This window comes from Streptomyces albiaxialis (assembly GCF_039530985.1).
Lineage (GTDB): Bacteria > Actinomycetota > Actinomycetes > Streptomycetales > Streptomycetaceae > Streptomyces > Streptomyces albiaxialis.
Genome location: NZ_BAAAPE010000013.1, coordinates 1052903 through 1069460, shown reverse-complemented (window position 1 = coordinate 1069460; position 16558 = coordinate 1052903). Strand labels below are relative to the sequence as shown.

At 72.8% G+C, this 16558-nt stretch carries 13 protein-coding genes; 4 read left to right on the top strand and 9 right to left on the bottom strand.

What is annotated here, in order from left to right; all coding sequences use genetic code 11:
* Nucleotides 1-92: 92 nt before the first annotated feature.
* Complete coding sequence (locus ABD343_RS28440) at nucleotides 93-1175, top strand: glycosyltransferase family 2 protein (RefSeq protein ID WP_344532184.1); 1083 nt, start codon at nucleotides 93-95, stop codon at nucleotides 1173-1175.
* Nucleotides 1176-1379: 204 nt separating this feature from the next.
* Here ABD343_RS28440 and ABD343_RS28435 read toward each other — a convergent pair whose 3' ends face one another.
* The 6 genes from ABD343_RS28435 to dprE1 form a co-directional block, all read right to left on the bottom strand.
* Nucleotides 1380-1814, bottom strand: coding sequence for a hypothetical protein (locus ABD343_RS28435; protein ID WP_344532279.1), 435 nt, complete (start codon nucleotides 1812-1814; stop codon nucleotides 1380-1382).
* An 80-nt stretch (nucleotides 1815-1894) separates the two neighbouring features.
* Nucleotides 1895-3601 (bottom strand): serine/threonine-protein kinase, encoded by a 1707-nt coding sequence (locus tag ABD343_RS28430; RefSeq protein WP_344532183.1) that lies wholly within the window; start codon nucleotides 3599-3601, stop codon nucleotides 1895-1897.
* A gap of 42 nt (nucleotides 3602-3643) precedes the next feature.
* Nucleotides 3644-5920: a bifunctional glycosyltransferase/CDP-glycerol:glycerophosphate glycerophosphotransferase gene (locus ABD343_RS28425; protein WP_344532182.1), complete on the bottom strand. Its 2277-nt coding sequence runs from the start codon at nucleotides 5918-5920 to the stop codon at nucleotides 3644-3646.
* Nucleotides 5869-8175 (bottom strand): bifunctional glycosyltransferase/CDP-glycerol:glycerophosphate glycerophosphotransferase, encoded by a 2307-nt coding sequence (locus tag ABD343_RS28420; protein ID WP_344532181.1) that lies wholly within the window; start codon nucleotides 8173-8175, stop codon nucleotides 5869-5871. Before ABD343_RS28420 ends, ABD343_RS28425 begins: the two co-directional genes overlap by 52 nt.
* 136 nt (nucleotides 8176-8311) lie before the next feature.
* Entirely contained in the window at nucleotides 8312-9094 is a 783-nt protein-coding gene (gene dprE2, locus ABD343_RS28415) for a decaprenylphospho-beta-D-erythro-pentofuranosid-2-ulose 2-reductase (protein ID WP_344532180.1), read from the bottom strand.
* Nucleotides 9095-9122: 28 nt separating this feature from the next.
* Nucleotides 9123-10538 (bottom strand): decaprenylphosphoryl-beta-D-ribose oxidase, encoded by a 1416-nt coding sequence (dprE1, locus tag ABD343_RS28410; protein ID WP_344532179.1) that lies wholly within the window; start codon nucleotides 10536-10538, stop codon nucleotides 9123-9125.
* 197 nt (nucleotides 10539-10735) lie between these two features.
* Between dprE1 and ABD343_RS28405 the strand changes: the two genes are divergently transcribed.
* Genes ABD343_RS28405 through ABD343_RS28395 form a run of 3 tightly spaced genes read left to right on the top strand, consistent with a single transcriptional unit; the run spans nucleotide 10736 to nucleotide 12817 of the window.
* On the top strand, nucleotides 10736-11290 hold the full coding sequence (locus tag ABD343_RS28405) for a phosphatase PAP2 family protein (protein WP_425578302.1): 555 nt from the start codon (nucleotides 10736-10738) through the stop codon (nucleotides 11288-11290).
* Nucleotides 11280-12251, top strand: a complete 972-nt coding sequence (locus ABD343_RS28400) for a decaprenyl-phosphate phosphoribosyltransferase (protein WP_344532178.1) — start codon at nucleotides 11280-11282, stop codon at nucleotides 12249-12251. Before ABD343_RS28405 ends, ABD343_RS28400 begins: the two co-directional genes overlap by 11 nt.
* Nucleotides 12248-12817, top strand: coding sequence for a GtrA family protein (locus tag ABD343_RS28395; RefSeq protein ID WP_344532177.1), 570 nt, complete (start codon nucleotides 12248-12250; stop codon nucleotides 12815-12817). Before ABD343_RS28400 ends, ABD343_RS28395 begins: the two co-directional genes overlap by 4 nt.
* On the opposite strand, the gene ABD343_RS28390 is transcribed toward ABD343_RS28395, so the two are convergent.
* The 3 genes from ABD343_RS28390 to ABD343_RS28380 all read right to left on the bottom strand — a co-directional run bounded on the left by ABD343_RS28390 (nucleotide 12732) and on the right by ABD343_RS28380 (nucleotide 16481).
* Nucleotides 12732-13640, bottom strand: coding sequence for a carbohydrate ABC transporter permease (locus tag ABD343_RS28390; protein WP_344532176.1), 909 nt, complete (start codon nucleotides 13638-13640; stop codon nucleotides 12732-12734). The genes ABD343_RS28395 and ABD343_RS28390 overlap by 86 nt on opposite strands.
* Nucleotides 13637-15040 (bottom strand): carbohydrate ABC transporter permease, encoded by a 1404-nt coding sequence (locus ABD343_RS28385; RefSeq protein WP_425578284.1) that lies wholly within the window; start codon nucleotides 15038-15040, stop codon nucleotides 13637-13639. Before ABD343_RS28385 ends, ABD343_RS28390 begins: the two co-directional genes overlap by 4 nt.
* Nucleotides 15041-15131: 91 nt before the next feature.
* Complete coding sequence (locus tag ABD343_RS28380; protein WP_344532175.1) at nucleotides 15132-16481, bottom strand: ABC transporter substrate-binding protein; 1350 nt, start codon at nucleotides 16479-16481, stop codon at nucleotides 15132-15134.
* Nucleotides 16482-16558 lie beyond the last annotated feature (77 nt).

The window sequence follows — 16558 nt, the reverse complement described above, 5'->3', positions numbered from 1 at the left end:
GGACGGCGGTACGGGCGCACGCTCCGACGACGCTTCCTCTCCTGCGGTGCCGACCCTGTGAAACGTCATCGGACCAGAGAGAAGAGCACGCCGTGACCACTCCCGACGTCAGCGTCGTCGTCGCCGTCTACAACACGATGCCGTACCTCACCCGCTGCCTCGCCTCGCTCACCGCCCAGACGCTCGGGGAGCGCCGGATGGAGGTCGTGGTCGTCGACGACGGCTCGACCGACGGGAGCACGGCCGAGATCGAGCGCTTCGCGCAGCTCCACCCCGGGCTGTTCACCGTGGTGCGCCAGCCCAACTCCGGCGGTCCCGCCTCCCCCAGCAACAGAGGGCTCGAACTGGCCTGCGGACGGTACGTCTTCTTCCTCGGGGCCGATGACCATCTGGCACCGGACGCGCTGGAACGGATGGTCGCCATGGCCGACCGGTACGGCTCCGACGTGCTCCTGTGCAAGATGGCCGCCATCGGCGAACGGACCGTCCCTACGGGCGTCTTCAAGCAGACCTCTCCCGCCATCCGTCTGGTGGGCGACGGGCTGCCCTGGGCGCTGTCCAACACCAAGCTGTTCCGCCGCGAAATGGTCGAACGGAACCGCATCCGCTACGATGAGGACATGCCCGCCTTCAGCGACCAGCCCTTCGTCATGGAGGCGTGCTTCCGGGCCCGCCGTATCTCCGTACTGGCCGACCAGGACTACTACTTCGCCGTACGCCGCGCCGACTCCAGCAACATCACCTTCCGCGCGGGCCCCGAGACCCGGCTGCGCTGCGCGGCGAAGCTCCTGGAGACGACGACCCGCTTCCTGGAGCCGGGCCCGCTGCGCACGGGCTTCCACCGGCGCCACTTCCATGTGGAGCTGTTCCAGCTCTTCGGCGCCGGCTTTCCCGCGCTCGGCCCGGATGTACGGGAACGTGTCGTCACGGGCGCGGCGCGGCTGATCGGGACGTACGGGGACGGCGTGCTGGAACGGCTGGACGAGCGCCGCAGACGCACCCTGGAGCTGGCCTGGCGGGGCGCGACGGAAGCGCTGTGCGAGGAGATCCTCAGCGACCCCGAGCGCACCCCGCGCGCCGCCGTGGCGGAGGAGGGCTTCTCGCTGGTGCGGTGGCTCCTCGCACCCGTACGGGGCGCCCGGGGCGGACGTAAGGGCGACCGGCAGCCGGTCTAGCGCGTGCCGGCCGCGGAGCCCTCCACGGAGTCCTTCACGGGGTTCTCCGTGGGCGTGGACGCGGCTGTGGAAGCGTCCTTGGACGGCCGGGGACGCGGGGTGTTCATCAGGACGGCGACGAGCAGCGCCCCCGCCAGGAGGATCCCCGCGGCCCAGGAGGCGGCCGTGAGGACCCACGGCAGGCCGGAGGCGAGCAGGAGTACGTCATGAAGAGGAACGTCCCGAGCATCGCCACGAAGGCCAGCCCCACGCCCAGGTAGGCGCCCCGCGCGTACGGTTCGCCATCACGCGCGGCGGGAGCAGCGGCTGCGGCACCCGCCGTTCGACGACGGCGAACGCGACGAGCAGCGCTGCGCCGAGGGCCAGCGGGCCGATCACCGTTGCCGAGCCCCATCCGCCGTCGGACTCCGCCTGTGTGGTGCCGTAGACGATCGCCACCAGCCCGGTGGTCACCAGCAGCACGCCGGGGATGTCGAACCGGGCCTTGTCCTCGCGCCGCGACTCGGTCAGCAGCGCGGACCCGCCGAGCACGGACACCAGGGCCAGCGGGACGCTGATGTACAGGCACCAGCGCCAGTCCAGGTAGTCGGTCAGCGCCCCGCCCGCCAGCAGCCCGAGCGCGCCTCCCGCGGCGGTGATGGCGCCCCAGATCCCGAACGCCTTCGCGCGCTCCTCGGGCCGGGCGGAGCGGACCGAGGAGGGTGCACCGGGCCGCGCGGCTACTTGGGCGTCGCGCAGAGAGTGAGGCCGCCGGCCGCTATCTCCCGCATGCCGAGACAGGGCGAGCGCGGGGCTGTGCCGGTGGTGGAGCCGATCCGTGAGGCGGCGGACACGACGTTGTTCACCTCGTACTGGGCGGCGGCGGACCAGCAGGGGACCTCGACCCATTCGCGGGTGTACTTCACGTCGTCGCCCTCGCCCTCCTGGTAGTCGTCGAAGTAGACGCAGTCTCCGCTCTCGGCCTTCGTGACGGAGCCGTTCAGGAAGTGGCTGACCCATCCGGAGAAGGACGCGTTCTCGCCGTAGAGGACGAGTCCGAGGACCAGTGCGGCGACGACGATGCCCCAGCCCACGGCCGCGTCGTTGCCGGACGAGGCGCCGCTCTTCGCCGGTGCGGCTTTCGCGGCCTGCTGTTTCGGCTTCGGCTTCGGCTGAGGGCTCGGCTTCGCGTTGGGCTTCGCGTTGGGCTTCGGTTTCGGCTTGGCCTGGGCGTTCGCCTTCCCCTTCGGTGCCTGCGCCGAGCCGTTCGCGTGGCCGAGCTGCGGCCTCTTGCCGTCCTCCCGCGCCCGGAGGAGGACCGTTCCGCCGTCCTTCAGCCGCAGTGCCCAGGGATCCGTCTTGATCCCCCGGCTCCGCACCTGCACCGTACGGACGCCGGGTTCGGCCTTGAAGGTGCCGGTCGTGCCCGGGCGGACCTCGCCGAGGTCCCGTCCGCTGATGAGGACGTCGACGGGGACGGTGCCCTCGTTCCTGACCTTGACGACGGCGGACAGGCGCGTCGTCTTGGGCGGGGAGTGCACCGAGGTCTGCTTGCGGGTCTTCTTCGGGGGCTGCTGCCCGCCCCCGCCCCCCGGCGGAGGCCCCGTGGTCTCCTTGCCGTTGGCGGCACGCTTCGACGGGAGCAGTTCGCGGGCCCTGGCGACGGTGGCGCGGGTGTCCGGGTCCTTGTCCAGCAGCTCCGTGACGAGGGGTTCGAGGATGCCCGCGCGCCGCATCGGCGGCGCCTCGTCGTAGGCGACGGCGTGCAGGGACGCCGCGGGCGAGTCGCGCTCGAAGGGCGAGACGCCCTCCAGCGCCTCGAACAGGGTCACCCCGAGCGAGAAGAGGTCGCTCGCCGGGCGGGCCTTGCGGCCCTGGGCCCGTTCGGGCGCGAGATACGGCGCGGAGCCGATGACGGCGCCGGTGGTGGTCAGGCTCGGACCGGCTTCGGGGGCGGCGATCCCGAAGTCGGTGAGGAGGATCTGCCGGTCCTTGGTGACCATCACGTTGGCGGGCTTCACGTCGCGGTGCACGATGCCCTGCTGGTGCGCGCCGTCGAGCGCGTCGAGCAGCGCGGCGGCCAGCCGCCGCCCCGCGGCCGTCGAGAGCGGGCCCTTGGCCAGCCGTTCGTGGAGGGTGCCGCCGTCGACGAGCTGCATCACGATCCAGGGGCGCTCGTCCTCGACGACGACGTCATGGACGGTGACGACGTGCGGATGGTCGCGCAGTTTGACCGCGCTGAGCGCCTCGAACTCGGCGCGCCGCAGCCGGTCGGCCCGCTCCTCGGGCGGCATGCCCAGATGCAGCCACAGCTCCTTGACCGCCACATGGGTGTCGAGCCGCTGGTCGTGCGCCTTCCAGACGCGCCCCATGCCGCCGGACCCCAGAGGTTCGAGCAGCCGGTAGCGGCCCGCCACCAGATCCCCCGACCGTGCCCCGTCCGTCACGAGGAGCGATCATCCCTGACCGTTCCGCTACTGACAAGACAACTAGGGGGCGGAGGGGACCAGTTGACCGTCGTCGTCCGGATCGTCCTTCCGTTCACCCGATCGGGTCGATCCGGGTTCCGGCCGGGTCGGTCCCGGCTCCGGCCGGGGCAGCGTCTCCGGTGCCTCGCCCAGCAGGACGCGCCGTACGACGCGTTCGGCGGCACGTCCGTCGTCGTACGGGCAGAACCGTGCCCGGAACGCGGACCGCAGCTCCTCCGCCTCCGGGCCGCGCCAGGCGCCCGAGAGGAACACCCCGGCCAGCTCGTCCTCCGTACGGGCCGTGGCTCCCGGCGTCTCCCCGGGCCGGCCGGAGAGCAGGTCGAAGGTGACGCCCCTGCTGTCGCGGTACGTCTCCCAGTCGGGGGCGTGGATCACCACGGGGCGGTCCAGGACGGCGTAGTCGAACATCAGGGAGGAGTAGTCGGTGACCAGCGCGTCCGAGGCGAGGCACAGGTCCTCGACGGACGGGTGCCGCGAGACGTCGGTGACCAGGCCCCGGTCGTGCAGCTCGCGCAGCGTCCGGTCGCGCCCGTAGTAGTAGTGGGTGCGCACCAGGACCGTCCATTCCTCGCCCAGCGCCGCGCACAGCCGTTCCAGGTCGAGGCGGGGCACATAGCCCCTGCGGTAGTCCCGCATGGTCGGCGCGTACAGCAGTGCCGTACGGCCCTCCGGGATGCCCAGACGGGCGCGCATGCGGGCCGTCTCCTCCGGAGTGGCCGTCGCGAGACGGTCGTTGCGCGGATAGCCCGCCGGGAGGTCCTCGTAACGGCAGGGGAAGACGCGGTCCCACACCTCGGCGGAGTGCGGGTTGGAGGTGACGCTGAAGTCCCAGCGGTCCGCGCGGCGCAGCATCCCGGCGAAGTCCGTCCGCGCGGCGGCGGCCGGGTAGGGCTGCTGGTCGAGGCCCATCGACTTCAGGGGCGTGCCGTGGTGGGTCATCACATGGCGCTGTCCGGGGCGCTTGACCAAGTGGTCGGGGAAGTTGACGTTGTTGACGAAGTACGTCGCGCGTGCAAGGAGCTGCCAGTAGCGGCGCGACCGGGGCCGTACGTGGTCGGTCCCGGGCGGCAGGGAGGCGGCGGCCCCGGGGCGTACGACCCACACGCCCTTGATGTGCGGGGCGAGTTCGCGCGCCTTGGCGTGGACGGCGGCGGGGTTGCAGGCCACGCCCCGGTCCCAGTACGCGGAGTAGACGGCGAGGTCGGGCCGGAGCGGCAGCCGCCGCTGGAAGGCGTAGTACGCGCGGTGGACGTGCCGGCCCAGGACGCTCCGCAGCCGCCCGTACCGCCGCCGCGCCCTCCCCGCGGCCCGGCGCGCCCCCTCGCGCGCGGCGAACAGGGCGTACGACCCCCGGGCCAGCAGCCGGAAGTCCCGCGCCGCGCCCGAGGGCGGGCGGAAGCCCGGCGGAACGTGCCGCCGGTAGTCGGCCACCGCCCGCCGGAAGTACGCGCGCCGGTCCGCGGGGCGCACGCGTTCGGTGCGGCGCAGGCAGAACAGGTAGTGCGAGATCATCCGCTCGAACAGCAGCGGCCGGTGCGCCTCCAGCCCGGGACGCCGGTCCAGGAACGCGAAGAGCGAGGCGTACTGCGGGAAGATGTCGAAGTGCCGCCTGCCCGGCGAGCGCGTGATGGCCCCCTGGTAGCGCTGGCGGTAGTCGACACAGACGCGCGCGAGGCAGCCGATGGAACGAGCGCAGATCATCGCCTCGTTGGCCAGCGGCGCGTCCTCGTACAGGCCCGGCTCGAAGGCGAGGCCCTCGCGCAGGTAGAAGTCCCGCCGGTACGCCTTGTTCCAGGCGACGTGGAAGAGGGTGAGCAGGTCGGGCCGTTCGGCGACCGTGTACGTCTGGGTGCCCGTCGCGGCGAGCTGCTCGGCGAACATGCTGGGCCGGATCTCGCCCCACCAGTACGAGCGCTGGTGGTCGAAGACCAGCACGTCCGGATCGCCGCAGGCGCGCAGATGGCGGTCGATCGCGGCCAGCGAGCCGGGCAGCAGGGTGTCGTCGCTGTCCAGGAAGAGCAGGTACTCGCCCGTCGCGTGCGCCACCCCGGTGTTGCGGGCCCGCCCCAGGCCCGCGTTCTGCGGCAGGTGCAGTACCCGCACGCGCGGGTCGCGCGCCGCGTACTCGTCGAGGATCCGCCCGCTGCCGTCCGGCGAGCAGTCGTCGACGCCGATCACCTCGAGGTCGCCGAACGGCTGCGAGAGCACCGAGTCCAGACACTCCCTCACATAGCCCTGGACCTGGAAAGCGGGGACGACGACGCTGAAGCGGGGCATGATCCTCCTTCGGCCGGGGGGACGCCGGGAACGGGCGGCACGAACGCGGGCGCGGGGCTCCGCTCGGCGGGCGGCACGGGCATCGGCAGGGCCGCGAGGGGCTCGCCGAGGAAGAGATGGCGCACGACGCGTTCGGCGGCGCGGCCGTCGTCGTACGGGCAGAACCGCTCCCGGAACGCGGTCCGCAGCTCCCGCGCGTGCGGGCCCCTCCAGGCGCCGGTGGCGAACAGGTCGACCAGCTCGTCCTCGGTGCGCGCGACGGGGCCCGGCGGGGTCCCGGTGACGTCGAAGTACGTGCCGCGCGCCGCCCGGTAGGTCTCCCAGTCCGGGGCGTGCAGTACGAGGGGGCGGTCCAGGTTGGCGTAGTCGAACATCAGGGAGGAGTAGTCCGTGACCAGCGCGTCCGAGGCGAGGCACAGGTCCTCGACGGAGGGGTGCCGCGAGACGTCCAGCACCCCGTCCGGCAGCTCGCCCTCCGGCTCGCCGTCGTAGAAGTAGTGCGGCCGTACGAGCAGCACGAAGCCGGGCCCCAGCAGGCGCGCGACGCGGGCCAGGTCCAGATGGGGCCGCCAGCCGCGCCGGTAGTCCCGGTGGGTCGGCGCGTACAGGACGGCCGTCGCGCCGGCGGGGATGCCCAGCTCGGCACGGAGTCGCGCGACGTCCTCGGCGGTCGCCGTGTGGAACACGTCGTTGCGGGGATAGCCGAACTCCAGCGTGGTGTACGCCGCCGGGTACGCCCGCTCCCACACGAGCGTGGAGTGCGGGTTGGAGGAGAGGCTGTAGTCCCAGCGGTCCGCGCGTTGCAGGAGCTTGGCGAAGTCCATGCCGTCGGCGCCCGCAGGGTAGTGGCGCAGGTCGAGGCCCATCGACTTGAGGGGCGTGCCGTGGTGGGTCTGGAGGTGGAGCTGGCCCGGGCGCTTGACGTAGGCCTGCGTCAGGTTGGTGTTGCTCACCAGGTAGCGGGCGCGGGCGAGCGCCGACCAGAAGGCGGGGGAGCCCGGGTTGAGCCGCTGTACGCCCGGCGGGAGCGTATGGGCGTGCTCGGGGGTGGTGATCCAGGCGGTACGGATGTGCGGGGCCAGTTCGCGCACCTTGGCCTCGATGGCGGCGGGGTTACACGCGTAACCACGGTTCCAGTAGGCCGAGAAGACGGCCAGCGAGTCATCGAGGGGACGGCTGCGCTGGAGGGCGTAGTGGACGCGCAGGGCCGCCCTGCGGGCGAACGCGTGGACCGCGCGGGCACGGGCCATCAGGAACGCGCGCAGCCTGCTGGCGCGGGACAGCAGCCGGAACGTGCGGTGTGTGCCGAGCCGCACCAGCAGGCGGCGCAGCCGCAGCCGCGCGGGCTGCGGGGGGCAGGTCGCGGCGGGAGCGGCGCGGTAGCGGCGGCAGTAGGCGCGGCTGATCCGGAAGAACTCGGCCCGCGCCGGACGGGGCAGCCGTTCCGGGCTGTTGTGGATGGCGGCGAAATGGTCGGTCATCCTGCGGTAGAGCACGGGGCGCCACCGCTCCAGCCCGGGACGCGAGTCCAGGAACGCGAACACCCGGTCGTACTGCGCGAACACGTCGAAGTGGCGGCGGCTCGTCGTGGACAGGATGTTGCCCCTGCGGCGCTGCCGGTAGTGCACGCAGACGCGGTCGAGCGTGGCGATCGAGGAGGCGGTCAGCAGCGCGGGGAACGTCCAGGGCGTGTCCTCGTAGTAGCCCGGCGGGAAGGACAGCCCCTGGCGGGCGACGAAGTCGCGGCGGTAGACCTTGTTCCACGCGACCGCCAGCAGCCGCAGCAGCTCCGGCCGGTCCACGAGCCGGAAGACCTCGGGGGAGCCCTCGACGCGCTCGGTCACCAGGTCGGCCCGGGCGTTGCGGGCGACGGTGCCGTCCCAGTACGTACGGGCGTAGTCGTAGACCAGCAGTTCGGGGTCGCCGGTCGCGTCGAGCCGGTCGGCGACGGCCTGGAGGGCGCCGGGCGTGAGGGTGTCGTCGCTGTCGAGATAGAGCAGGTAGTCGCCCCTGGCGCGCGCGGTGCCCCGGTTGCGGGCCCGGCCCAGGCCGACGTTCTCCGGCAGGTGCAGCACGGTGACGCGGGGGTCGTCGGCCGCGTAGGCGTCCAGGATCGGGCCGCAGCCGTCGGGGGAGTGGTCGTCGACGGCGATCAGCTCGAAGTCGGTGAAGGACTGGAGGAGGACGGAGTCGAGGCACTCGTGCAGATACGCCTGCACCTTGTGGACGGGGACGATCACGCTGAAACGGGGCACGGCGAGTCCAGTCGGCGTTGGGCTTTCTGACCTAAATGTCGTATTAATGCCCCAAAGCGAGCAGTGCCGTCCGCTCCCGCCCCGAAGATGCCCCGATCGGGCCCTTGCCCGACCCGCCCCTCCCGCTCTAAAGGCGCTAGGAGGGGATGCGGCGGAAGAGCCCGCGCGGCAGGTGCCGCAGCACGCTCATCACCGGCCGCAGCGCCGGGGGCGCCCACACCGTGTGGGCCCGGCGCCGCATCCCGCCCTCGATCGCCTCGGCGACCGCCTCGGCCGTCGTCGCGAACGGCGCGGGCTCCAGCCCCTCCGTCATCCGCGTCCGTACGAAGCCGGGCCGTACGACCATCACGTGGACGCCCGAGCCGTGCAGCGCGTCGCCCAGGCCCTGCGCGAACGCGTCGAGCCCGGCCTTGCTGGAGCCGTACAGGAAGTTCGCCCGGCGCGGGCGCTCGGCCGCCACGGAGGAGAGCACGACGAGCGAGCCGTGCCCCTGGACGCGCATCGCCTGGGCGCAGACGAGCCCGGCGGAGACGGCGCCCGTGTAGTTCGTCTGGGCGACGCGGACGGCCGCCGCCGGGTCGTGCTCGTCGCGCCGCTGGTCGCCGAGGACCCCGAAGGCGAGCAGCGCCATGTCGAGGTCGCCCTCGGCGAAGACCTTGCCGAGCACCTCCTCGTGCGTCTCCGGCGCGAGCGCGTCGAAGGCGACCGTACGGACGGTGACCTCGGCGCCCGCGGGCGCGAGGGAGGCGGCGTCCTCGCGCAGCCGCGCCGCCGCCTGGTCGAGCGCGGGCGAGGGACGTCCGGCGAGCCAGACCGTACGGGTGCGGCCCGCCAGGCAGCGGCGGGCGGTGGCCAGCGCGATCTCGGACGTGCCGCCGAGGACGAGCAGGGACTGCGGGGCGCCGAAGGCGTCCTTCATGGAGGGCTCCTCAGGAGGGGGGAAGGAATCACAGGGCCAGGCGGCGGGCCAGGTCGGAGGTGAAGACCCCCTCCGGGTCCAGGCGGGCACGCAGCGCGCGGAAGTCGTCGAGCCGGGGGTACATCGCGGCCAGCAGCTCGGGCCGCATACGGGCGTCCTTCGCGAGGTACAGCCGCCCGCCGGCCCCGGCGACCTCCTCGTCCAGCTCGTCCAGGAAGCCCGCGAGCCCCGGTAGCCCGGCCGGGATGTCCAGCGCGAGCGTCCACCCCGCCTTCGGGAACGAGAGCCAGCCGGGGTCCCCCTCGCCGAAGCGCTTGAGCACGGCGAGGAACGAGGGGCACGAGCGGCGCGAGATGAGCCGCACGATGCGGCGCAGCGCGTCGTCGTGCTCGTATCCGACGACGCACTGCCACTGGACGAACCCGGCGCTGCCGTAGACGCGGTTCCAGTGCGGCAGGCCGTCCAGGGGGTGGAAGAACGCGGCGAGCTTCTGCAGCTCGCCCGTCCTGCGGCGGGGCGCCTTGTGGTACCAGAGCTTGTTGAAGGCGCCGACCGTGCTGGAGCGCAGCAGCCCGTTCGGCAGGGCGCGGGGCGCGGGCGGGAGCCGCCCGGGCCGGAACGCGAGCGGCGCGGCGCGCAGCCGCTTCGGGAGCGCCTCCAGGGGCGCGTGGTCGCCCCGGGTGAGCACCGCGCGCCCGGCGGCCGTGCCGCGCGCCAGGAGGTCGATCCAGGCGACCGAGTAGCGGTAGCGGTGGTCGGTCGAGGCCAGCCGGGCGAGCAGCGCGTCGAGGTCGGGCAGGCGTTCGGTGTCGACCGACATCAGCGAGGTCTCGACCGGCAGCAGCCGGACTGTGGCGCTCAGCACGAGACCGGTCAGGCCCATACCGCCCGCCGTCGCGTCGAACAGGTCTGTGCCGGGCGTGACGGTGCGGACCTCGCCGTCGGCGGTGAGCAGCTCCATCGAGGCCACGTGCCGGGTGAAGCCGCCGGAGACGTGGTGGTTCTTGCCGTGGATGTCGGCGCCGATCGCGCCGCCCACCGTCACATAGCGGGTCCCGGGCGTGACCGGCACGAACCAGCCGAGCGGCAGCAGCACCTCCATCAGGCGGTGCAGGCTGACCCCGGCCTCGCACTCGACGAGACCGCGCTCGGCGTCGATCGACCGGACGCGGTCGAGCCCGGTGGCGTCGAGCACGGTGCCGCCCGCGTTCTGCGCCGCGTCGCCGTACGCGCGGCCCAGGCCGCGGGGGATGAGCCCGCGGGGGGCGAGCCCGCGGGAGGTGCCGCCGCGCCCTCCGCACCCGCCACGTGCGCGAAGGGCGGCGACGGCGGTCACTGCCTCCCCGGGCGACTCCGGCCTCAGCACCGTGGAACGGGAGGGCGCTGTCCGGCCCCAGCCGGTGAGGAGCCGCGGGGCCGGGGACGTCGTCTGCTGAACAGGCATGACGGCGACCGTATCGCCCCTGATCGCCATCAGCCGGATTATCCAGGCCAATTCTGGCTGAAAGGGTGAAAATATGAGTGTCGGACCGTCGGGTCACGGCCCGGAGGTCCCGCCACGGCGACGCTCGGTACGTGGCTGCGAGGACGACGACCGTGGAAACGCTGCACACCTGGCTGCACGCCCGGGAGCGGCGCGCCCTGCGCGTGCTCGGCGACTGTGCCGCCGACCGGCGCGTGGCCGCCTCGGCGCGCGCCCTCTCCTGGTGCGGAGAGCACGCCGCCGTCTGGCTCGCCACCGGCCTCACCGGCGCGGCGGCAGACCCGGCGCGCCGCGAGGGATGGCTGCGCGGCACGGCCCTGGTGGCCGCCGCGCACCTCGCGAGCATGGGCGTCAAGCGCGTCGTGCGCCGCCCGCGCCCCCGCGTGGAGGGGCGTGCCCCGCTCGTACGGACCGCGGGGCGGCACTCGTTCCCCAGCTCGCACGCGGCCTCGGCGGGCGCCGCCGCCGTCGCGTTCGGCGCGGTCAGGCCGGGGCTGGGCGTGGCGCCCCTCGCCGCGCTGGTCTGCGTGTCGCGGCTGGTGGCCGGGGTGCACTACCCCTCGGACGTCGTCGCGGGCGCGGCGCTGGGCGCGCTGACCGTCCGCCTCGGCGCACGGCAGGGCGTACGGCCGGGTGCGGGGCAGGGCGTACGACGCGGCGTACGGCAGAGCGGACGGCGCGGCGTACGGAGGGAGCGGGGCCATGGCTGCTGAGCGGACGGGGGCGCTCGTACGGCAGGAGGCGCGGGCGGGCGCCGCTCCCGCGCCCGTACGGCCGGACGGCGGGGACGGAGGCGGCGGCTCCCTCGCGGGCGGGCTGCTGCGCACCGCGCGGCCCCGGCAGTGGGTGAAGAACGTGCTGGTCGTCGCCGCGCCCGCGGCGGCCGGGGAGCTGGCCTCGCCGCACACGCTGCGCCAACTGTTCCTGGTATTCGTGCTGTTCACGGCCGCCGCCTCCGCCGTCTACTTCCTCAACGACGCCCGCGACGCAGCCGCCGACCGGGCGCACCCGGAGAAGTGCCGCCGCCCGGTGGCCGCGGGCCTCGTGCCCGTGCCCCTCGCGTACGCCATGGGCGCGCTGCTCGCGCTGGCCTCCACCGGGCTCGCCGCGCTGTTCTGCAACAGGGCGACGGCGGCGCTGCTGGCCTCGTACGTCGTCATGCAGATCGCCTACTGCCTGCTGCTCAAGCACGTCCTCGTCGTCGATCTGGCCGTGGTGACGGCCGGGTTCGTGGTGCGGGCGATGAGCGGCGGGCTGGCGCTCGACATCCGGCTGTCGCGCTGGTTCCTGATCACGGCCGGGTTCGGCGCGCTGTTCATCGTCGCCGCCAAGCGCTACTCCGAGGCGCTGCTCATGGGCGAGGGCGAGGGGGAGACGCGGGCGCTGCTGCGCGAGTACACCGTGGGCTATCTGCGCTTCGTCTGGCAGCTCGCCGCCGGGGTCGCCGTCCTCGGATACTGCCTCTGGGCGCTGGAGGGCGGCACCGGCGACGGCACCTCGCTGTGGCGGCAGCTCTCGATGGTGCCGCTCATCCTGGCCGTGCTGCGGTACGCGGTCTTCGCCGACCGGGGCGGCGCCGGAGCGCCGGAGGACGTGATCCTGCGCGACCGGCCGCTCGCCGTGATCGGCCTGTGCTGGGGACTGCTGTACGGGCTGTCGGTGGCCGGGCTGTGACCGCACGCCCCGCGCGTGCCCCGCGCACCCTCCGGGGCGAGCTGGCCGGTTTCGCGCTGGCCGGGATCTGCGCGTACGGGGCCGACGTGGGCCTCTTCGTCTGGCTGCGCGGCCCTCAGGGCATGGACCCGCTGGCCGCGAAGGCGCTCTCCTTCGTCGCCGGTTGCGTGGTGGCGTACACGGGGAACGCGCTCGGCCCCTACCGGACGGGCCGTACGGGCGACGGCCGTACGGGTGCCTGTCGTACGGGCGACGGCCGCACGGGCGGCGGATGGCGGCGCTTCTGTGTCTTCTTCCTGGTGAACGTGGCGGGCGCCGCCGTGCAGTTGGCCTGCCTGGGCGTGTCCCACTACGGGCTCGGCCTCACCTCGGCGCGGGCCGACGTGGTGGCGGGCTCCGGGGTCGGGATGGCGCTCGCCACCGTGCTGCGCTTCTGGGGGACGCGGACCCTGGTGTTCGGATCCGCGTCCGGGCCGGGGGCTACTTCACGGCCCCGGCCATCACTCCGGAGACGAACTGCTTCTGGAAGGCGAAGAAGACCGCCAGCGGCACCAGCATCGAGATGAACGCGCCCGGCGCCAGCACGTCGATGTTGTTGCCGAACTGCCGGACCTGCTGCTGGAGGGCGACCGTGACCGGCGGATTGGTGGAGTCCGCGAAGATCAGCGCGACCAGCATGTCGTTCCACACCCACAGGAACTGGAAGATGCCCAGCGAGGCGATGGCCGGGCCGCCCAGCGGCATCACGACGCGGGTGAAGAGCCGCAGCTCCCCGGCGCCGTCCAGCCGCGCGGCCTCCAGCAGTTCGCGGGGGATCTCGGCGAAGAAGTTCCGCAGCAGGAAGACGGCGAACGGCAGTCCGAAGGCCGCGTGGAAGAGGATCACGCCCGTCGTCGTCTCGAAGATGCCCAGCCAGCCGAAGAGCTTCGCGACCGGGATCAGCGCCACCTGCACCGGCACCACCAGCAGCCCCACGACCACCATGAACCACCAGTCGCGGCCGGGGAAGTCCATCCACGCGAAGGCGTAGCCCGCCAGGGCGCCGATGACGACCACGAGCGCCGTCGCCGGGACGGTGATCAGGACCGTGGTGAGCAGCGAGTCCATGACCTGGTCGTTCTGGAACAGCGCGTCGTAGTTCGACCAGGTGATCTGCTCCCGGTCGATGATCCACGGGAAGCTGCCGTTGAAGTCGAAGACCTTCCACCAGCCGGAGATGGAGATGTCGGCCGGATCGCGCAGCGAGGAGACGAGCAGACCGGCGGTCGGCGTCAGCCAGAACAGGGCGATCACGATCAGCGCGAACCGCACGGCCCAGTGCCCCGTGACGGAGGCCAGCCGCGAGCCGGTGGAGCGCTTGCCGCGCACACTCTCGGGCACCGTAGTCATCGGCGGGACTCCCTCCGCAGCCGGCGGACATTGATGACCATCACCGGAACCACGAGCAGCAGCAGGATCACCGCGATGGCGCTGCCCACGCCCTGGTTCGCGCCGCCGCCGAAGGACTCCAGATAGAGCTGGAGCGCGAGGACGTTGGCGTCCTTCTGGGTGGCCCCCGGCGCGATGATGTAGACGAGGTCGAAGATCTTGAGGACGTTGATCATCAGGGTGACGGTCACGACCGCGAGGACCGGCGCCAGCAGCGGCACCGTGATCTTGCGGAAGACCTTCCACTCGTTGGCGCCGTCCACCCGCGCCTGTTCCAGCAGTTCGCGGGGGACACCCGCGAGCCCGGCCGCGATCAGCACCATCGCGAAGCCCGCCCACATCCACACGTACGAGCCGATGATGGCGGGCGTCACGAGCGTCGGGCCGAGCCAGTCGACGCCCCCGTAGGGCGCGGCGAAGTTCGAGGACGGCAGCCGCAGATGGGCCCCGTCGGCCTCGGCGGGCAGCGTGAACGTGCCGTCCGCGCCGCTCGTGGCCGTGGCGACCACCCGGCCGTCCTTCACCGCCTCGACCTTGACGTCCTTCAGGGCCTTCTCGCCCTGGTCGATGACGCCGTCCTCGCTGCGCCCGCCCTTGACGAAGTCCTGCCAGACGGTGCCGGTGATCTCGCCGTCACCGCCGCGCTCCGCCTTCTCGGCGGGCGTCGCGTCGGCGGTCTCCCGGGGCGGGATGCCGACGAGCGGGAGGTTCGCCGGGTCGGCGGCGGAGACCGTCCCGCGCGTGGTGTACGCGCCGCCGCCCGAGGCCTCCAGCGGCGCGTCGGGCCGCGGGCGCGCGTCGGGCCAGGGGGCGGTGTCCACGAACGTGTCGTGCACTGTCGTCCACATGGCGTTGGCCACGCCGCGGTCCGGGTCCTGCTCGTACACCAGGCGGAAGATGATGCCCGCGGCGAGCATCGAGATCGCCATCGGCATGAACACGAGGAGCTTGAACGCCGTTCCCCAGCGCACCCGTTCGGTCAGCACCGCGAAGATCAGACCGAGCGCCGTGCAGACCGCGGGGGCGACGATGACCCAGATCAGGTTGTTCTTGAACGCGGTCAGCGTGGTGTCGTCGGTGAAGACCTCGCTGAAGTTGTCGAAGCCCGCGAAGCCGCTGCCGTCCTTGTCCAGGAAGGCGCGGACGGCCGAGTAGCCGATGGGATAGACCACCAGCGCGCCCAGCAGCACCAGCGCGGGCAGCAGGAACGCGGCCGCGAGCCACGGGCGGCGGCGCATCGCCGAGACCCGGTCGGGGCGCCCGCGCTTCGCCGGGGCGACCGGCGCGGGTCCCGGCTGTGCCTCGCTCACATCGCGGGGCGGTTCTCCGCCCGGCTCGGGCGGCGTCGTCGGGGTCGACATGACGGTGATCTCCCTGTCCGGATCCGTCAGTTCGGGCGGTTGGCGCGGTGCGGCGCGCTCCTGTGCGGCGGCCCCGGCGCGGGCATACCGCTCACTTCTCGTACGCCTTCGACGCCGCGGCCTCCAGCGCGCGCTGGGCGCCCTCCACGTCGTTCGGGTTCTTCAGGAAGTCCTGGAGCGCCTTCCACTCGCCCTCGCCCTTGGTGCCGCCGAAGGCGGCCGGGGCCTGATCGGACATGTCGAAGCGGAAGTCGTCGCCCGCGCCGACCAGCGCCTTGGCGATCTCGCGCTGCGGGGCGTTGGGATAGGCCGAGAGTTCGAGCTTGCGGTTCGGGGAGACGTAGCCCCCCTCCGCCGCCCAGATCCCCGCGGCGTCGCGCGAGGCGAGGAAGGTCGCGAGGGCCTGCGCGCCCTTGCCCTGCTTGAGGATCGCCGCCGCGTCCCCGCCCGTCACCACCGGCGGCTGCCCGTCGACCGTCGGGAAGGGATAGACCTGCGCGTCCTTGCCGATACGGGCCTTGGTGTCGCCCTCGATGTTCACCCCGACGAAGTCGGCCTCGAAGACGAGGGCCGCCTCGGGGTCGGCGAGCTGGCCGAAGATCTGGGTGACCGACTTGGGGAAGTCGGTCTGGAGTGCGCCCTTGTTGCCGCCCGCGATCAGATGGCGCTGCTGGAACAGCTCGCCGAGGGTCGTCAGAGCCCGCTTGACCGTCGGATCGGTCCACTTGATCTTGTGCTGCGCGAGCTGGTCGTACTTCTCGGGGCCCGCCTGGGAGAGGTAGATGTTCTCGAACCAGTCGGTGAGCACCCAGCCGTCGGCGCCGCCGACCGACACCGGGTCCACGCCCGAGTCGGACAGGGCCTGCGCGTCGGCCAGGAAGTCCTTCCAGGTCTTCGCCTCGCCCACGCCCGCGTCCCGGAACGCCTGCGTGTTGTACCAGATGAGGGACTTGTTGGCGACCTTGTAGTAGATGCCGTACTGCTCGCCCTCGTACGAACCCAGGTCCCGCCAGCCCTTGCTGAAGTTCTTCCTGAGCTCCGCCTTCGCCTCCGGGCCGAGCGGTTTGACCCAGCCCTCCTCGGCGAACTGCCGTAAGACGCCCACTTGCGGCACCATCACGACATCCGGCGGAGAACCGCCCTCGACCTTGGAGCCGACGTACGTCGCGACGTTGTCCCCCGTGGGCACGAACTCGACCTTGGCGCCCGTGCGCCGCTCGAACTCGTCCAGGACCTTGCGGAAGTTCTCCTCCTCGCCGCCCGTCCATACGGCGGCGACCTGGAGCTTCTCGCCTTTCAGCTTCGGGAGTTCGACCGTCGGCTTGTGGGACTTGGCCCACTCGCTGCCCTCGTCCTCGGCGGCGCAGCCCGCCGTGGCCAGGGCGAGGACCGCCGCCGAACCGAGTGCCAGGGCCGTGCGCGCGCCGTGCGAGATACGCATGATCTCCCGCCGTCCCTCCCCCGTCGATTTGTGGCATGGGAGGTCAGCGGCAGGGCACACCCCGTCAGAGCGGCCAC